The 15,535-nt window shown below is 61.4% G+C and carries 16 protein-coding genes; 5 read left to right on the top strand and 11 right to left on the bottom strand.

The genetic code is table 11. The features are described from left to right. Nucleotides 1-78: 78 nt before the first annotated feature. The 4 genes from trpC to trpE form a co-directional block, all read right to left on the bottom strand. Nucleotides 79-879 (bottom strand): indole-3-glycerol phosphate synthase TrpC, encoded by an 801-nt coding sequence (gene trpC / locus ACS92L_RS02635; protein ID WP_438766830.1) that lies wholly within the window; start codon nt 877-879, stop codon nt 79-81. Nucleotides 880-943: 64 nt separating this feature from the next. Beyond that, nucleotides 944-1,972, bottom strand: coding sequence for an anthranilate phosphoribosyltransferase (gene trpD, locus ACS92L_RS02630; protein ID WP_438766828.1), 1,029 nt, complete (start codon nt 1,970-1,972; stop codon nt 944-946). Nucleotides 1,973-2,049: 77 nt separating this feature from the next. Continuing rightward, nucleotides 2,050-2,670 (bottom strand): anthranilate synthase component II, encoded by a 621-nt coding sequence (locus tag ACS92L_RS02625; protein ID WP_438766826.1) that lies wholly within the window; start codon nt 2,668-2,670, stop codon nt 2,050-2,052. 100 nt (nt 2,671-2,770) lie between these two features. Then, complete coding sequence (gene trpE / locus ACS92L_RS02620; protein ID WP_438768395.1) at nt 2,771-4,258, bottom strand: anthranilate synthase component I; 1,488 nt, start codon at nt 4,256-4,258, stop codon at nt 2,771-2,773. A gap of 1 nt (nt 4,259) precedes the next feature. Between trpE and ACS92L_RS02615 the strand changes: the two genes are divergently transcribed. After that, on the top strand, nt 4,260-4,460 hold the full coding sequence (locus ACS92L_RS02615) for a hypothetical protein (protein ID WP_438766824.1): 201 nt from the start codon (nt 4,260-4,262) through the stop codon (nt 4,458-4,460). Here the strand turns inward: ACS92L_RS02615 and ACS92L_RS02610 are convergent. Further along, complete coding sequence (locus tag ACS92L_RS02610; RefSeq protein WP_438766822.1) at nt 4,457-5,131, bottom strand: phosphoglycolate phosphatase; 675 nt, start codon at nt 5,129-5,131, stop codon at nt 4,457-4,459. The genes ACS92L_RS02615 and ACS92L_RS02610 overlap by 4 nt on opposite strands. A gap of 224 nt (nt 5,132-5,355) precedes the next feature. On the opposite strand from ACS92L_RS02610, the gene ACS92L_RS02605 reads away from it, so the two are divergent. From ACS92L_RS02605 to ACS92L_RS02590, 4 genes are all read left to right on the top strand, one after another. Further along, nucleotides 5,356-6,654, top strand: coding sequence for an NAD(P)/FAD-dependent oxidoreductase (locus ACS92L_RS02605; protein WP_438766820.1), 1,299 nt, complete (start codon nt 5,356-5,358; stop codon nt 6,652-6,654). Between the two features lie 217 nt (nt 6,655-6,871). Continuing rightward, nucleotides 6,872-7,924, top strand: coding sequence for a LacI family DNA-binding transcriptional regulator (locus ACS92L_RS02600; RefSeq protein ID WP_438766818.1), 1,053 nt, complete (start codon nt 6,872-6,874; stop codon nt 7,922-7,924). Nucleotides 7,925-8,009: 85 nt separating this feature from the next. Further along, nucleotides 8,010-8,762, top strand: coding sequence for a sugar phosphate isomerase/epimerase family protein (locus ACS92L_RS02595; RefSeq protein WP_438766816.1), 753 nt, complete (start codon nt 8,010-8,012; stop codon nt 8,760-8,762). Nucleotides 8,763-8,839: 77 nt separating this feature from the next. After that, nucleotides 8,840-9,829 carry a 2-hydroxyacid dehydrogenase gene (locus ACS92L_RS02590; protein ID WP_438766814.1) on the top strand — a complete coding sequence of 330 codons (990 nt, stop codon included), beginning with the start codon at nt 8,840-8,842 and terminating at the stop codon, nt 9,827-9,829. A gap of 116 nt (nt 9,830-9,945) precedes the next feature. Here ACS92L_RS02590 and ACS92L_RS02585 read toward each other — a convergent pair whose 3' ends face one another. From ACS92L_RS02585 to ACS92L_RS02560, 6 genes are all read right to left on the bottom strand, one after another. Then, nucleotides 9,946-11,712, bottom strand: coding sequence for a GMC family oxidoreductase (locus ACS92L_RS02585; RefSeq protein ID WP_438766812.1), 1,767 nt, complete (start codon nt 11,710-11,712; stop codon nt 9,946-9,948). 77 nt (nt 11,713-11,789) lie between these two features. After that, nucleotides 11,790-13,148 carry a c-type cytochrome gene (locus tag ACS92L_RS02580; protein WP_438766810.1) on the bottom strand — a complete coding sequence of 453 codons (1,359 nt, stop codon included), beginning with the start codon at nt 13,146-13,148 and terminating at the stop codon, nt 11,790-11,792. A gap of 43 nt (nt 13,149-13,191) precedes the next feature. Then, nucleotides 13,192-13,914, bottom strand: coding sequence for a gluconate 2-dehydrogenase subunit 3 family protein (locus ACS92L_RS02575; RefSeq protein ID WP_438766808.1), 723 nt, complete (start codon nt 13,912-13,914; stop codon nt 13,192-13,194). 241 nt (nt 13,915-14,155) lie between these two features. Then, nucleotides 14,156-14,467 carry a GIY-YIG nuclease family protein gene (locus tag ACS92L_RS02570; protein ID WP_438766806.1) on the bottom strand — a complete coding sequence of 104 codons (312 nt, stop codon included), beginning with the start codon at nt 14,465-14,467 and terminating at the stop codon, nt 14,156-14,158. Further along, nucleotides 14,451-15,146 (bottom strand): ribulose-phosphate 3-epimerase, encoded by a 696-nt coding sequence (gene rpe / locus ACS92L_RS02565; protein ID WP_438766804.1) that lies wholly within the window; start codon nt 15,144-15,146, stop codon nt 14,451-14,453. The genes ACS92L_RS02570 and rpe overlap by 17 nt, the downstream gene beginning before the upstream one ends. Before the next feature lie 145 nt (nt 15,147-15,291). Next, nucleotides 15,292-15,468 (bottom strand): hypothetical protein, encoded by a 177-nt coding sequence (locus tag ACS92L_RS02560; protein WP_438766802.1) that lies wholly within the window; start codon nt 15,466-15,468, stop codon nt 15,292-15,294. Nucleotides 15,469-15,535 lie beyond the last annotated feature (67 nt).

Below are 15,535 nucleotides of genomic sequence, written 5' to 3'. Positions count from 1 at the left end.
TCGACAGTGATCGAAAGACCCCAAACGAACACTGCCAGCGCAAGGCTGGCAGTGTTGCTGAACATGGTTTGCACGGTCTCAGGTAAAAAAGAGCTGGCGCAGCGCATCGCCCGGATCGGCTTCGCGCATGAAATGCTCGCCCACCAGAAAGGCGTTGACGTTGCCGCGACGCATGCGCGCCACGTCCTCACGGGTCGAGATGCCCGATTCGGTAACCACCCGCACGCCGTCCGGCACCTTTTCCAGCAGCTCGAACGTGGTGTCCAGCCGGGTCTCGAAGGTATGCAGGTCTCGATTGTTGATACCCACCAGCGCCAGATCCAGCTTCAGGGCTCGTTCGAGCTCTGCCATGTTGTGTACTTCGACCAGCACGTCCATGCCAAGCTCGATGGCCAGCGTATTGAGCGTTTTCATCTGACGGTCATCGAGTGCGGCCACGATCAGCAAAATCGCATCGGCGCCCATGCTGCGCGCTTCATAGACCTGATAGGGCGCGACGATAAAGTCCTTGCGCAGCACCGGCAGCTGACAGGCGCCGCGGGCAGCAATCAGAAAGCGCTCGCTGCCCTGAAAGTAGTCGGCATCGGTCAGAACGGACAGACAGGCCGCCCCGCCGGCTTCATAGCGCTGGGCGATGGCAACCGGATCAAAATCGGCGCGAATAATGCCCTTTGAGGGCGAGGCCTTTTTGATCTCGGCAATCACGGCCGGGTCGCCGTTGGTCAAACGCTGATTCAGCGCGGCGGCAAATCCGCGGGTGGCCGGCGCCTGCTCGGCGCGGGCACGCAGCGTGTTCTCGCTGATGCTGGCCGAGCGCTCGGCAATCTCTTCATGCTTGCGGGCCATGATACGGGTCAGAATGGTAGGCAGCGTACTCATGTGGTGTTCCCTGAAAATCGCCGGGGCGTGCGCGTGCGTCACGCCCCGGCGCTATTGTAGTGAGTCAGTCGCCGGCCTCGGCCAGTCGGGCAGAAAACTCTGCCAGTGCGTCCAGTTTTGCAAGCCCCTGCCCCTTCGCAAGAGCCTCACGTACGGTCTGTACGCCTTCCCTGATGGAGCCGGCCACGCCGGCCACATACAGCGCGGCGCCTGCATTGTAGGCCACCATATCGGCGGCCACGCCTTCGCCGCGCAGTGCGGCCTTGACCAGCACCAGGCTGGCCTCGCTGCTGTCGGCGCGGATCGTTTCCAGCGGCTGACGCTCAAGACCGACATCTTCCGGCGTCATCACATACTCGCTGATGTCCCCCTGATACAGCTCGGCCACCCGGGTGCTTGAGGCAATGGAGAACTCGTCAAGGCCGTCCTCGGCGTGCACCACCAGCACATGCTGGCTGCCCAGGCGTCTGAGCACCGTTGCCATGGGCACCAGCAGATCAGGGCTGTAGACCCCGATGACCTGACGCGTGGCCCCGGTGGGGTTGGTGAGCGGCCCGAGGATATTGAACATGGTGCGAACGCCCAGCGCCTTGCGCACCGCCACGGCGTGACGCATGGCCGTATGGTGGTTTGGGGCGAACATGAACCCGACCCCGACCTCCTCGATGCAGCGAGCAATCTGCTCGGACGAGAGCTCAAGCGATACGCCGGCACGGGCGAGCAGGTCGGCACTGCCGGAACTGCTGGAAACGCCGCGCCCGCCGTGCTTGGCCACGTTGGCACCGCAGGCCGCCGCGGCAAAGCTTGCTGCGGTCGAGACGTTGAACAGCCCCGCGCCATCGCCACCGGTGCCGACGATATCGACCACGTTGTCGGCATCGACGTGCACCGGATACATCAGCTCGCGCATGACCATCACGGCGGCCGTAATCTCGTCGACGGCCTCGCCTTTCATGGCCAGGCCGACCAGAAAGCCGCCCATCTGCACCGGATCGGCTTCGCCGCGCATGATGGTCGACATGACCGTTCGCATCTCGTCGAGTTCGAGGTCTTCACGGCGCGTGACGCGCGAAATGGCTTCCTTGAGTTCCACGACTCTCTCTCCTTGCCACGGGCAGCACATGCCACCCGAAGGGGTTTATCGCATCAGTGGGAAGACACGTCCGGTGCTCAGGCCTCGGCGGTCGCCCCGCGGGGAGCATCAAGCGGCTGACGCTTGAGGAAGTTGGCCAGAAGCTCGTGGCCCTGACGTGACAGGATCGACTCCGGGTGAAAGAGCACGCCTTCCATGTCCAGCGTCCGGTGACGAATGCCCATCACGATGCCAGGGGTGACGTCGTCACTGACCGTCGTTGACGTGATCTCGAAGCACTCGGGCAGCGTATCGCGCTCGAGAATCAGCGAGTGATACCGCGTGACTTCCAGCGGATTTTCAAGGCCTTCAAAGGCCCCTTTCCCGTCATGATCGATCATGGAAGTCTTGCCGTGCATGACCATGGGGGCCCGGACCACCTTGCCGCCATAGGCCTGACCGATGGCCTGAAAGCCCAGACAGATCCCGAAGATCGGCACGCGGCCGGCGAAATGGCGAATCAGATCCAGCGAAATGCCGGCTTCACTGGGGCTGCAGGGCCCCGGTGAAATCATCAGATGGGTAAAGTCACGCTGCTCGATCTCCTCGATCGTGAGCGTGTCATTGCGGATCGTTTCAACCTCGGCCCCCAGCTCGCCCAGATACTGGACGATGTTGAAGGTAAAGCTGTCATAGTTGTCGATCATCAGGATTTTCATGGCTTTCCCTCCCCACGATGGCCGGGCGGTCGGTACATCGACGCAAAAGCGACCCGGCCGGTATTCGATGTTGGCGCGTTGATTCCAGCGAAATCCGCCACTATTCGAGGTTGTCCAGCCCGCGCTCTGCCATGGCAACGGCGCGGAACATGGCACGACGCTTGTTAAGCGTCTCCTGCCATTCATTGTCGGGATCGGAGTCGGACACGATACCACCGCCGGCCTGCACGTGAAGCTCTCCGTTTTTGATCACGGCGGTGCGAATGGCGATCGCCATGTCCATGTTGCCCTGCCAGGAGAGATAGCCCACAGCGCCTGAGTAGATGCCGCGCTTGACCGGTTCGAGTTCATCGATGACTTCCAGCGCGCGCACCTTGGGGGCACCGGAGAGCGTACCGGCCGGGAAGGTGGCACGCAAAACGTCCATCGGTCCCAGCGACGGTTTGATGCGCCCGGTCACGTTGGAGACGATATGCATGACGTGCGAGTAGCGCTCGATGGTCATTTTATCGGTCAGCTCGACAGAGCCGGGCTCGCTGATGCGCCCCACGTCGTTGCGTCCCAGATCGATGAGCATGACATGCTCGGCAATCTCTTTGGGATCAGAGAGCAACTCGTTTTCGAGCGCTCGATCTTCCTCTTCACTGGCGCCGCGATGACGCGTGCCGGCGATCGGGCGCAGCGTGATCTCGTCGTGATCCAGGCGTGCCAGGATCTCGGGAGAGGCCCCGACAACATGGTGGTCATCGAGATTGAAAAAGAACATGTAAGGCGACGGATTAAGGCTTCGAAGCGCCCGATACAGATCCAGCGGCGGCGCCTGATAGCCGATGGTCATGCGCTGGGAAGGCACACACTGCATCAGATCGCCGGCCGCCACGTACTCGCGAATGCGTGTGACGGCGTCCTTGTAGCCCTGCTCCGAGAAGCTGGCAAAGAAATCGTCCTCGGCCACCGCATTGCGACCGGTACCGGGGCTCGAGGTGTTGATCGGGGTATGGCGAAGCTGATGCTCAAGCGTTGCCAGCCGCTCACGCGCCTGCTCGAGCGCGTTCGCCTCGCCCGGGTCGGCATGAACGAGCAGGGTCAGGCGCCCGGAGAGGTTGTCAAAGACCACCAGCTCGTCGGCCACCATCAGCAGGATGTCGGGCACATCGATCGGGTCGGGCTTTTCCACCCCGCGAAGACGCGGCTCGATCAGGCGAATGGTGTCATAGCCGAAATAGCCGACCAGCCCGCCGTCAAAGCGCATGGCGTCACTGGTTTCGGGGGCCCTGAAACGCTTTCGAAACTGCTCGATCCATTCCAGCGGGTCATCAACCTCGGTGGCCCCCTGCAGATAGTCATCCACGTAGTGGCGAACGGTAAAGCCGCGCACCTCGATGCGCTCGCGACAGGGCAACCCGATAATGGAGTAGCGCCCCCATTTCTCGCCGCCCGTGACCGATTCGAGCAAAAAGCTCCAGGGCGCGTTGGCAAGCTTTAGATAGGTCGACAGTGGCGTTTCAAGGTCGGCCAGCACCTCACGGGTGACCGGAATGCGGTTATAGCCTTCGGCGGCGAGTTCGGCGAAGCGCTCGGATGTCATCATGTCGCTGGATCCTGTAGGGGTAGAGAAACAGTACTTCGTTGCAGGGAGCCGGTATCACCAGCGCCAGCGTTTGACGTTTCTCATCAGTCCGCAGGCCTTTGCATCAAATGACATGATTGTATCTCGCAAGCTGAAAATTCCTTCGCACGAAGGGGAAAAAAGGGCGAGCAGCGCGACCATGGCGCGTTTTCAACCCTAAACGAGTTCTTCAAGTGAATCAAGAAGATGGTCGGGTCCCAGCGCTGCGATGGGCGTGCCGTGGTTGTAGCCGTAGGTGACGGCCAGACAGCGACATCCCGCCGCCCTGGCCGCCTCGATGTCGCTGCGTGAATCACCGATCATCAAAACGCGCTCGGGCGCGATATCAAGCAACCCGGCCACGTGCAGCAGCGGCGCCGGGTCGGGCTTTTTCTGCGCCAGGGCGTCTGCGCCCAGCGTATGGGAGAAAAACCCTTCAAGCCCCATGGCCTTGAGAAGGGCATCGATAAAACGCGACGGCTTGTTGGTCACCAGCGCCTGATAAATGCCACGCTCGCGCTGGGCCTTCAGGCACTCGATCACCCCCGGATAACAGCGGGTGTGTAACGCCATGTGCTGCTCGTAGAACTGCATGAACAGTGCCAGCGCGTCATCGAGCTGCATGCTGTCCGGGCCCTGAGGGCCAAAGGCGCCGACGTGCTGCAGCGCCCGCTCGACCAGCCGCCTCGAGCCGTTGCCGACCCAGTCGCGCACCCGGTCAAGACCGACAGGCGAGAGATTCATGGCTGTCAGCATCTCATCGACGGCCAGCGCCAGATCCGGCGCCGAGTCGACCAGCGTGCCATCAAGGTCATAGATGATCAGGTCAATATTTTGGAGCGCATCGTGCATTTTCAAAGCATCGCTACAGGTGAATTCGGGCCATAATGACCCCATATACAGGAAAGCGGGCCTACCGGCCATGACCGGATCGAACCCACCGCGGCAGTGTCAAAAGTATCGACGCCAGATGTCGACAAGTCACGGTCCAATGTGACCGAAAGCCTTCAGGCCGTGGTCCGGCCATCGGGCCACCGCCTGAATGCTTTTCCTTTCATTTTCTCATGGAGCAATCAATGGCGATCCCTCGCATTGTTGTGGTCGGTGGCGGCGCCGGCGGTTTCGAACTGGTCACGCGTCTGGGGCGCAAGCTGGGCAAGTCAGGCAAGGCCGAAATCGTTCTGGTTGATCGCAACCCCACCCACATCTGGAAACCTCTGCTGCACGAAGTCGCCGTCGGCGTGATGGACTCAAGTCTTGATGAGGTGTCCTATCAGGGCCATTCGGCCAATGCCGGCTATCGCTACCAGATCGGCACGCTGTGCGGCCTGGATCGTGACCATCGACAGATTCGTCTGGCCGCCATTCACGATGACAAGGAACGTGAGGTGCTGCCCGAGCGGCGACTCGACTATGACTATCTGGTGCTCTCGGTCGGCAGCGTGTCCAACGACTTTGGTACGCCGGGCGTGGCCGATCACTGCTACTTTCTGGACAGCGTCAGCCAGGCAGAAGCCTTTCGCAAGCAGATGCTCAACACCTTCCTGCGCTGCAGCAACCGTGAGGAAGAGGGCAAGTCCGGCATGTCCGTGGCCATTGTGGGCGGCGGCGCCACGGGCGTGGAGCTTTCGGCGGAGCTTTTGAATGCCACGCAGATGCTTCACGGTTACGGCTTCAGCCGCATCAGCCGTCAGCAGCTCAAGATTCACCTGCTTGAAGCCGCCCCGCGGGTGCTGCCGGCCCTGCCCGAGCGCATCAGCCAGTCGGTGCATCGCGAGCTTGAACGCCTTGGCGTGGAAATCCACACCGACACGCGCGTCACCCAGGCCGATGAACAGGGCTTCGAGATTGCCGATGGCTCACGCATCGATGCCGACCTCACCGTCTGGGCGGCCGGCGTTCGTGCGCCTTCGGTACTCTCGGAGCTCGGGCTTTCCACCCAGCGCAATCATCAGCTCAGCGTGCAGCAGAACATGCAAAGCGTTGATGACGAGCGCATCTTTGCCCTCGGTGACTGCGCGGCCTGCCCGCAGCCCGGTGACAAGATGGTGCCGCCGCGCGCTCAGGCCGCGCACCAGCAGGCCAATGTGCTTTACAAGAATCTGCGCGCCGCCATGGCCGGACGCGAGCTGATAGATTTCCACTACAAGGACATGGGCTCGCTGATCTCGCTGGCCCATTTTGACGCCGTGGGTAATCTCATGCGCGGCGCGTCTGCCAGGGGCGTACTGGTCGAGGGCTGGCTGGCCAAGATCTTCTACGCCTCGCTGTATCGCATGCATCAGGCTGCCATCCACGGCTATACGCGTACCGGCATTCGCATGCTGGTCGATCGCATCAATACGATCATCCGACCGCGGCTCAAGCTGCACTGATACTTCCTGCATCAAGGGGCCGCTTTTCAGCGGCCCTTTTTCATGGCCGCCCCCCTTGTCCTCAAGGCCCCCTGCCCGCCCGGCGCCGTTATCTGACGCGCCACGACCGATACTGCGACCAAGGTCTGGTTTCCCAAGGCGCTGTCGTGTCGCAACCTGACCGGTACTGGGATCGTTCCCAGACGATATTTCACGGTGTCGGCAAACAGGCCATGACATGACAGCGCCTCCTTCATCAGCGTCCACCGGTGAGCGACGTCGCCCGACCATTCATGACGTGGCACACGATGCCGGTATCTCCAAGACCAGCGTCTCGCGCTACTTCGGTCAGGAGCGCGCCCTGCTCTCCGATGCCATGATTGAGCGGATCGAGGCTGCCATCGAGCGGCTGGGCTTTGCCCCCGACCGCATTGCCAGCAGCCTGCGCGGGCGCCGTACCGGCCTGCTCGGCATGGTGGTGGCCGACATGCGCAACCCCTATACCGTCGAAATGCTGCATGGTGCCGAGCTTGCCTGTCGCGACTACGGCTACTCGCTGCTGGTCTGTAATACCGACAACGACGACCGACTCGAGCAGCGCCATCTGGCGGTGCTGCATGGCTATAGCGTGGAAGGGCTGGTGATCAACACCCGGGGTGGCAATGCCGCGACGCTGATCGCCCGGCGGGATGAGGGTCTGCCCATGGTGCTGGTGGATCGCCGTATCGACGGGCTCGACTGTGACATGGTGGGGCTGGATAACGACCAGGCCATGGCCCTGGCTGTATCGCACCTGGTGGATCAGGGCTACCGGCGTCTTTTAATGCTCACCGAGCCGGTCGCCGGCATCAGCTCCCGCGAGGCGCGTGTTCGTGCCTTTCATGATCGGGCACGCGGCGCTGGCGTGTTCGCAGCGGTCCATGAATCCTGCGAAGAAAGCCTCGCCCCGACCCCACTTGCCGCCACGCTGGCCCGCTGGCTGAAGGCAAGCGAGACGCCAGGCGCCATCGTCTGTGCCAACGGCGTGATGACGCTTGCCGTATGCCACGCCCTGTTTGCGCTGCTCAAGGCACCGTTTGAACGCGTCGGCGTGCTGGGCATCGATGAGCTGGACTGGTGCGCCCTGGTGGGGCCGGGCATTACGACTGTGGCGCAGCCGGTCAACGATATCGGCTACCGCGCCATCGAGACACTGGTGGGTCGCATTGAAGGTACAGCCGGCGTGTCACGAAACACGACCCTTGCGGCGCACCTGACGCCGCGCGGCTCCACTACACTCAGGATGGCATGAATGTTTTACATCCAGAGGGTGTGATGGCCGGTACGGCCACACTCTCTGGGAACGTTTCCAAACCGGATAAAGCAAGGAGTCTGTCATGGGCCCGGTAATGATCTGCACCTCTGCCTTTGGCGCCGATCGGGTCAAGCGACTCGGTCAGGCAGGTGTTCTCGAACACATCAAGGCGGCCGGTGCACAGGGGGTCGAAATTCGTGAAGAGCTTTTAAGCGAGCATGACCTGCCGCTTGAGCAGCTGCGCTCGGCCATCGAGCAGGCCTCGCTGACCTGCGCCTTTTCCGCTGCCACACCGCTTTTTGATGAGCAAAGCCGGCTCAAAGCTGACGACATGGATCAGACGCTTGAGCGCGCCCGGGCACTGGGGGCGCAATGGATCAAGGTCGGCCTCGGACAGCTGTGCGCCGAATGCATCGATGATGGCGCCGCAGCGCTCAAGGCCCGGTTTGGCGACCAGGCCCTGCCGATTTTGATCGAAAACGATCAGACCGCCTGCGGCGGCGACCCGCTGATCCATGCGGCGCTGCATCGCGCGCTGGAGATGCCCATGATCGGTACGACGCTGGATCTGGGCAACGGCTACTGGACAGACCACGACCTCTCGCAGGCCGCCAGCCGGCTGGGGTCAAGGGTGCGCTATGTGCACTGCAAGGCCGTCACCCATACGGATGGCCGCCCCGGCGCCTGCCCGCCGAACGAGGCGGCGCGCTCGCACTGGGCTGCGCTCTGGCACCATTTCCCGGCCGGTGTGCCCCGGGCCATCGAGTTTCCGCTGGATCATGACGACATCGACGCGACCGCGCGCCATGTCGATTCGCTGAAAGCGCTGGCGTAACGCGACCCCCTTTCAGTTGCATTGCACGTCGGTACGCGGCCGCCATCGGCCCGTACCCCATCACCACAGGAGAGATCATGTCCTCGAAAAAAACCGTCATTGTCTACCAGCGCGCTTTAAAACCTGACCTGCGAGAAAGGCTCGAGCGTGAATGCCACGTGCTGGATTTTTCACAGACGCAGGATCTGACGCAGGACAGCGAGTTTAAAAAGGCGCTGTCTCAGGCGCATGGCCTGATCGGTTCCAGCGTCAATCTCACTGCCGAGCTGCTGGATCAGGCACCGCATCTTGAAGTGGTATCGAGCATTTCGGTCGGCGTGGACAACTACGATATCGACTATCTCAGCAAGCGGGACATCGTGCTGTGCCATACGCCGGACGTTTTGACCGAAACCACCGCCGACACGGCCTTTTTGCTGGTACTGGCCAGCGCCCGGCGAGCCGTCGAAATGGCGGAAATGGTGAAAAAGGGCGAATGGACCGGCGGAATTGCCGAACCGCAGTTCGGTGTTGATGTCCAGGGCAAGAAACTCGGCATCGTCGGCATGGGCCGCATCGGTGCCGCGATCGCCCGCCGCGGGAAGTTCGGTTTCAACATGACGGTGAGCTATCACAACCGCTCGCGCCATGAGGATTTCGAGCGCGAGCTGGGCGCTGACTGGCAGGAACTCGATGACCTGCTGCGCGAGTCGGACTTTGTCTGCGTGACCGTGCCGCTTTCGAAAGCCACGCGCCACATGTTCGGCAAGCGCGAGTTCGAGCTGATGGGGGAAAACACCACCTTTATCAACATCGCCCGAGGCGGTGTGGTGGACGAGCAGGCCATGATCGAGGCGCTGCAAAACGGCACCATTCGCGCCGCCGGCCTTGACGTGTTCGAAACCGAGCCGCTGCCGGCCGATTCGCCACTGGCGCACATGGACAACGTCGTCGCCCTGCCCCATATCGGCTCGGCCACCCATGAAACCCGTTACGCCATGGCAGAGCTTGCCGTGGACAACGCCCTGGCCGTGCTCAAGGGGAACAAACCGCGGGCGCCCTATAACTGGGACGCGCTTGATCGCTGAGTCTTGATCGGATCACCCCATCAACACGCGGTGACACCAGCCGTAAAAAAATCGCCGGCCCGAAGGCCGGCGATTGATCGACTCTTCCCCTGACGGGAAAGCGCTCGCGTCCTGATTCAGACCGACATCAGGGGCCCCGGATTTTTCAGATAATCCTCGCGAATTTTTTTGGCGCACCAGTAGGTCAGCGCGCCGATCAGATCGGTGGGGTTGGCCTGAAAGTTCTGCGGGAAAGCGCTGCCGCTGGGCACAAAGACGTTGTGCACATCCCAGCTTTGCAGATAGCGATTGACCGCCGAGGTCGACGGATCGGTTCCCATGGCAGCGCCGCCCACGTTGTGGGTCGAGACGTAGCTTGTGACCTTGAAGTGATCACCCTCGAGCTGGAAGCCTTCATCCATGCGATCAGGCTTGAGAACATCGGCGATTTCCCGGAGACGATCGCGCATGAACCGGGAAAGCTTCTGCTCGTTTTCCTTCCAGTCAAACGTCATGCGCAAAAGCGGCATGCCGTAAGGGTCCTTCCAGGTCGGGTCGAGATCGAGCATGTTGGAGCGATAGGACATCACGCTACCGGTCATCGACAGCTTCATGTGATGGCCGTAGTTTTCGCGCAGCGCGTCCTTGTAGCCCTTGCCCCACTTCGGCGCACTCTTGGGCAGTGACGTCTTGATGGGGGTGCCGCTGGCCTGCGAGGAGTGCATCTTGGCGCCGCCGATAAAGCCGTGCTGAGCGCTGTCGAAGGTACCGGGCGAGAAGTCGTTGAACATGCGCCCGGTGGCACCGGCCGTGGCAAACGGGTTGAAGTCGATGTCATCGAAATACATGTTGATGCCACCGCCGACCTGATAGGCGTAGTTACGCCCGACCACGCCGGTACGCGAGACCGGGTCGTAGGGCTTGCCGATGTTCGAGTTCAGCATCAATCGCACGTTGTTGAGCGAGTAGGAGGCCAGAATCACGATATCGGCCGGCTGAAACACCTCTTCGCCATCGCCGTCGATGTAGGTCACACCGGTGGCGGTCTTGCCATCGTCAGCCAGCTCGACACGGGTCACGTTGGCGTGAGTGCGGTAGGCGAAATTGCTGCGCTGTTTGAGGGCATTGAGAATGCAGGTCTGCGGCGAGGCCTTGGAGTAGTTCAGACAGCCATAACGCGAGCAGAAGCCGCAGTAGTTACACGGGCCCAGCTGCATGCCATACGGGTTGGTCCAGGCGCGCGAGACGTTGGCCGACGGGTTGGGGAACGGATGATACCCCAGCTGACGCGCGGCCTTGTCAAACATCTCGGTGTTCTGGGTATCCTGCAGCGCCGGCAGCGGATAGGGTTCGCTGCGCGCTCCCTCGAACGGGTCGCCGCCCTCCTGAATCTCGCCGTTGAGATTGCCCGTGGTGCCGGACTGACCGCACACCTTTTCGAAAAAGGTGAAATGCGGCTCGAGCTCATCCCAAGTGACGCCGAAGTCCTGGATCTGCATGTCGTCCTGCAATACGCCGGGCTCGAACGCCTGGTCGGCAAAGCTTTTGAGCTGCAGATCGGTCGGGGTCGGTCGGATCAGTACGCCGGTCCAGTGGGCACCGGCACCGCCGACGCCGTCACCGGGCAGAAAGGCGCCCAGCTTGCGCTGGGGCAGCGCGCGCTCGTCGAGGTCGCGACGAATCGTGACCGCCGACTGCTTCGGCTTTTGCATCATGGTATGACGAATGCCGTACTGAAGCTCATCGGCCGGCTTCGGATAGGCGAAATCCTCATTGGTACGATCGGCGCCACGCTCCAGCGCCAGCACGTTGAGGCCTGCCTCGGTCAGCTCCATCCCCATGATGGAACCGCTCCAGCCGAGACCGACGATGACCGCATCGACACGCGGTTGTTGCTTAGCCATGTACTTTTAACTCCTCGATCCTGTCGACGCGCACTGTGGCGCGCCATCCGACCGCCCGTCGGGCGGCCGGCTCATCATTATTTGGCGCCGTCGGTCTCGTTCAGCTCGCCGTTGGGATCAACGGCCCTGTTCAGGGGCGCATCACCGAGCTCCTCGCGAACGTCTGCGACCTGATCGGCATCCACCGCACCCCCGTCATTGCCCCAGGCACTGCGAACGAAGGTCGCAAGCGAGGCGACTTCATCGTCCGACAACCGCCAGGCAAAGCCGGGCATGGGCAGCTGAGCCGGGATGGTCGGCGTCGCCGGCGGCTGGGCACCGGCCAGAATCGTATGGATCAGGCCGGAGGGATTGTCGGCATTGGCCAGCGCATTGCCGTCAATCGGCGGGAAGACCCGCTCGGCGCCCATGCCGTCATTGAAATGACAGGCCGAGCAGTTATCGAGATAGAGTCGCTCGCCCGCGCTGAGATCTCTGGCAGCGCTCAGTTTTGCCTGAGTCTTCTCGCTGGCCTCACGGCGCTGATCCGCTGTCGTGGCATCCTTGCCAGCCGGGTTGGCCGGGAGGGACTTGAGATACAAACCGATGCTGCCCAGATCCTCGTCGCTGAGATGCGAGGTGCTGTGCGCCACGACCGAGGTCATCTCGCCACCCACGGTGGCATGAACGTTGCGGCCGGTTTGCAGATACTCGGCAATCTCTTCGGCGCTCCAGCTTTCAAGACCACGGCCATCGCCGCCCTCTCCGCCACGCAGCGAGGGGGCCCACCAGTCGTTGAGATCGGCGCCGGCGAGGTAGTCATCCCCACCGTTGTCATCCAGGGCCTTTTCCTGCTGAGCAAGGCCGCGCGGGGTATGACAGCTGCCGCAGTGACCCAGGCCTTCGACCAGATAGGCGCCGCGATTGAGCTGCTCGCTGCGATCGGCTTCGGGCTCAAACACCTCGGCATCGGCAAACAGCCAGTTCCAGGCGGAAATGCCCCAGCGCTGATTGAAGGGGAAGGACAGGCTGGTCTCTTCGGGCTGATGCTGGACCGGCTCGACACCTTCCATGAAATAGACATAGAGGGCGTGGATATCCTCATCGGATACCTTCGCGTAGGCGGGGTAAGGCATGGCCGGATAGAGATTGGCGCCGTCGGCACGCTTGCCGTCGCGCAGCGCCGCGGCAAATTCTTCCTCGCTCCAGTCGCCGATGCCGGTCTCGCTGTCCGGGGTGATATTGGTGGAGTAGATCATGCCAAACGGGCTTTCAATGCCCAGTCCGCCGGCAAATTCTTCACCATCAGGGGCGGTATGACAGGCAACACAGTCGCCTGCCCGGGCCAGATACTCGCCACGTTTTACGGTCTCGTCACTGTCGGCGGCGCTGCTGGCAGAGGCCATCGTCAGGGTTGTGATGCCCGCCAGCACTGCCATGATTTCTTTTCTGTTCACTTGCGCTTTCCTTCGCGAATCCATTCTGCAGCGGCTCGGAAAATCAGCCGCGCTCACCACTGAGACTGACGGGACCAAGCGGATATTCGACATCATGCTGATCGACCCAGTCGCGAAAGCTCGCACGTGCGCCCGGAAAGCCGACCATTTTCCACGCCGCCATGTTCTTGTTGCCGCCATGGATGGGGTCGGAGAGATACCCTTCCTTGGTGTGTTGCAAAAGCCAAGAGAAGAAGTCGTCAGAGGTCAGCCACTGCTCATCGAGTGCGGCAAAATCGATCTCGCCCTTTTCCAGCGCACCAAGCACTTCATCGCGCGTGTCAGCGTCCAGAGATTCGAAACGGGCATCATGATGCTGCTGGCACCAGCGCTGCGTCAGGGCAATACCGCGCTGATAGACTTCCCGGGGCGTATAGGGATACTGAAACCCGAGATCCGACGAGCCGGCGACAAAGGGGCCTTCCATGTACCAGCGCTCGGCGTGGCCGTAGGCAGAGTCCATCTGACGATCGATGAACACCGGTACGTTGGTATCAAGCGCGCCCGGCCCTTCGCCTTCACCGGGGATCAGGCGGTCGCAGGCGGCCAGTACGAAGGACCACTCATCGCTTGTAAAAAAAAGGGGAGAATACTCGCTCAGCGCCGGGGCCTGTTCGGCGGCCTGGGCCGTCAGCGTAACGCCGCTGCCCAGGGTAATGGCGGGAATCATCGTCAGCGAGCCACGAAGGAAATCGCGGCGCTGTCTGTTCTTTATCCGGGAAGACATGTCAGGTTCCTGCACGGGTTCTTGTTACAATGACGGCCTTGAGCGTCAGACCCTTTGTTTGACGGTTTTTAATGGGTCATGCCTGGCTCACGGCTGAATGCGGTGATGTGTCGCAGCGCGCGCACAGTATCATTAATACGACGATAGTTTAAGTTTCGTTTCAATGACGGCGTCGACGTAAAGCCTTGAAGGCAACGATTCAGGCAGGAAAAGGTGTGACGCAACGCCTCCGACTGGAGGATTACTCAGGAGGCAGCCTGCCTGCTTCGATAATGGCAAGGCGTTGATGACGGGAAAGTTTCTTGATGCGCCGCTCAAGACGAAGTGCCCGGCTTTTGTCCCCTACCTGACAGGAAAACCGCAGCTGCAACGGGCCCTTGCCACGCAGGGACCGGGCGCAGCGCGCACCGTTTTGATGATGCTCACTGAAACGGCGTGCCACATCCGTGGTCACGCCGGTATAGAGATGTCCCAGCCGGTTTTCAATGATGTAGAGCGACCAGATCGCAGGCGTTAATGTCACTTCCGCCTGCCGGTCAGCCTGACAGGCCATCCAGCGGCTCCCTGAAGGCGCGCATGATGGAATCATAGCGATTCGGGTCGCTGTCACTGCGTTTGGCAAAGATGGACGAGCCGGACACGAAGGTATCGGCACCGGCACGGGCAATCTCACCAATATTGTCAGCGTTGATGCCACCGTCCACTTCAAGACGTATGGGCTTGCCGGTTGCATCGATCATGGCCCGCGCCAGACGCAGCTTGTCCATCATGGCCGGAATAAAGGACTGCCCGCCAAAGCCCGGGTTGACCGTCATCACCAGCAGCATCGACAGCTTGTCGAGGACATGGTCGAGCGTTGAAAGCGGCGTGGCAGGATTGAGCGCAAGCCCCGCGGTGGCACCGCCGTCAATGATCAGCTGCAGCGAGCGGTCGATATGCAGACTGGCCTCGGGATGAAAGGTGATGTGGTTGGCGCCGGCATCCAGAAAGGCGCGAATCAGATCATCGACCGGTGACACCATCAGATGCACATCGATTTCCGCGGTCACGCCGTAATTGCGCAGCGCATGGCAGACCGCCGGCCCGAAGCTCAGATTGGGCACGTAGTGATTGTCCATGACATCAAAGTGGATCGTATCGGCGCCGCTGGCCAGTACGTCATCCACCTCCTGCCCCAGGCGAGCGAAATCCGCCGACAGAATGGAAGGCGCAATCCTGAAGGGTTGTTGCACTGTAAACACCTCATCAAACAAATTCGATATCAATCAGCGTACACCGCGATCACGTCTCGTAACAGAGCCGACCCGAGCGGAGATGGGAATGCGGTACAAAAAAGGGGCCGCGTCATCGCGGCCCCTGATCGAGAAAGTCAGGGCGTCAGTTTTCGCACTCATAGCGCTCGACGGCATCCAGCGCCTCCTGCTCGGTTTCGTATTCACTGAGCAGGGTATCCGTGTCGGGATTGACGCCGCGCACTTCATAGACGGTTTTACCACCGCCCTTTTCGACCTTCTTGACGCAGGCAGTGCGGGGAGTAGGCGTTTGATCGGGCATGGCAATAACCTCTGTATGAACGTCAGCAATCACTATAGTGCATGGTCATCAAAAAGCGCGACAACCA

It is taken from the genome of Kushneria halocnemicola (genome assembly GCF_965650455.1).
Taxonomy (GTDB): Bacteria; Pseudomonadota; Gammaproteobacteria; order Pseudomonadales; family Halomonadaceae; genus Kushneria.
Note: the sequence above shows the minus strand (reverse complement) of the source record. Positions and strands in the feature narration are given on the sequence as shown.

What these genes read in the sequence shown, in the direction of transcription:
- trpC (WP_438766830.1), bottom strand. Translation starts at nt 879, where the DNA reads ATGAGTACGCTGCCTACCATTCTGACCCGTATCATGGCCCGCAAGCAT.
- ACS92L_RS02625 (WP_438766826.1), bottom strand. Translation starts at nt 2,670, where the DNA reads ATGAAAATCCTGATGATCGACAACTATGACAGCTTTACCTTCAACATC.
- trpE (WP_438768395.1), bottom strand. Translation starts at nt 4,258, where the DNA reads ATGACATCCGAGCGCTTCGCCGAACTCGCCGCCGAAGGCTATAACCGC.
- ACS92L_RS02615 (WP_438766824.1), top strand. Translation starts at nt 4,260, where the DNA reads ATGTCGCTGGATCCTGTAGGGGTAGAGAAACAGTACTTCGTTGCAGGG.
- ACS92L_RS02610 (WP_438766822.1), bottom strand. Translation starts at nt 5,131, where the DNA reads ATGCACGATGCGCTCCAAAATATTGACCTGATCATCTATGACCTTGAT.
- ACS92L_RS02605 (WP_438766820.1), top strand. Translation starts at nt 5,356, where the DNA reads ATGGCGATCCCTCGCATTGTTGTGGTCGGTGGCGGCGCCGGCGGTTTC.
- ACS92L_RS02600 (WP_438766818.1), top strand. Translation starts at nt 6,872, where the DNA reads ATGACAGCGCCTCCTTCATCAGCGTCCACCGGTGAGCGACGTCGCCCG.
- ACS92L_RS02595 (WP_438766816.1), top strand. Translation starts at nt 8,010, where the DNA reads ATGGGCCCGGTAATGATCTGCACCTCTGCCTTTGGCGCCGATCGGGTC.
- ACS92L_RS02590 (WP_438766814.1), top strand. Translation starts at nt 8,840, where the DNA reads ATGTCCTCGAAAAAAACCGTCATTGTCTACCAGCGCGCTTTAAAACCT.
- ACS92L_RS02585 (WP_438766812.1), bottom strand. Translation starts at nt 11,712, where the DNA reads ATGGCTAAGCAACAACCGCGTGTCGATGCGGTCATCGTCGGTCTCGGC.
- ACS92L_RS02575 (WP_438766808.1), bottom strand. Translation starts at nt 13,914, where the DNA reads ATGTCTTCCCGGATAAAGAACAGACAGCGCCGCGATTTCCTTCGTGGC.
- ACS92L_RS02570 (WP_438766806.1), bottom strand. Translation starts at nt 14,467, where the DNA reads ATGGCCTGTCAGGCTGACCGGCAGGCGGAAGTGACATTAACGCCTGCG.
- ACS92L_RS02560 (WP_438766802.1), bottom strand. Translation starts at nt 15,468, where the DNA reads ATGCCCGATCAAACGCCTACTCCCCGCACTGCCTGCGTCAAGAAGGTC.